1 protein-coding gene and 1 pseudogene are annotated in these 901 nt (G+C 34.2%); both read left to right on the top strand.

What is annotated here, in order from left to right:
* A pseudogene (locus tag J7R05_RS07295) lies at window positions 1-199 on the top strand (hypothetical protein); the annotation flags it as partial.
* Window positions 200-251: 52 nt separating this feature from the next.
* Window positions 252-901, top strand: a 650-nt coding sequence (locus J7R05_RS07290; protein WP_208541771.1) for an antA/AntB antirepressor family protein, incomplete at its 3' end; no start/stop codon positions are given.

Genomic DNA, 901 nt, shown 5'->3' with positions numbered 1-901 from the left:
GTCAAATCGCTATGATGATATTTCAGAAGACGTTGCTGAACTTTATGTTCAAAAGTACTTAGATGATTATAGCCATTATTATTTTGTAGAGGATGCCCCATATCCTTTTATAGCTCACAGCTGGGCATACAGTGATGTCTTAGACAAGATAGAAGAACGGGAAAGTCAAAATCCATTCTACAGTACTTATCGGCAATAACTCTTTTTTCTCAACACATTTGAAAACTAATCCAAACACTATGAGGTTTGCAATGAAAGCTCCTATCACCATTTGGGAACACACAATTAATCAAGAACCTGTTCAGACAGTCAATGCACGTGAATTACATGCTTTTTTAAAAATAATTTCTCCTTTTAATGATTGGATAGCTTACCGTATTAAAGAGTATGGTTTCTTAGAAAACAAAGACTTTGTGAGTTTTATTCAAATTTTAGTAAAATCAAAACAAAACACTCGTCCAAGCATGGAATATTACCTTACTTTAGAAATGGCAAAAGAACTTGCTATGATTGAGCGTAATGAAAAGGGGAAACAAGCTCGTCAATATTTCATTGAGTGCGAACGAAAAACAAAACAAATGACACCTCCTCAAATTGACTATTCTGATCCTCAAGTCATGTTAGGTGTTTTGACATACTTAAAAAATGAAAGTGAACGCAAAGATCATATCATTGCTCAGTTAACCCCAAAGACAGAAAAACTTGAACGTTTAGAACGCTCTGATGATTTGCTTGATATAAATGATGCAGCAGAAAAGTTAGGCATGCGCCTTGAAGATTTAGCGAATTATTTGATCAATCATCGTTGGATTTATTGCCGTACTGATAAAAGTTTGGTGCCTTATTATAGTAAAATCAATGAAGGACTAATGGGGTATATACCAAAAACCATTCAAACCAT

The sequence above is a fragment of the Bartonella capreoli genome (assembly GCF_902813205.1).
GTDB classification, from domain to species: domain Bacteria; phylum Pseudomonadota; class Alphaproteobacteria; order Rhizobiales; family Rhizobiaceae; genus Bartonella; species Bartonella schoenbuchensis.
The sequence above is the reverse complement of the archived record's forward strand: the minus strand, read 5'-3'. Positions and strand labels throughout refer to the sequence as shown.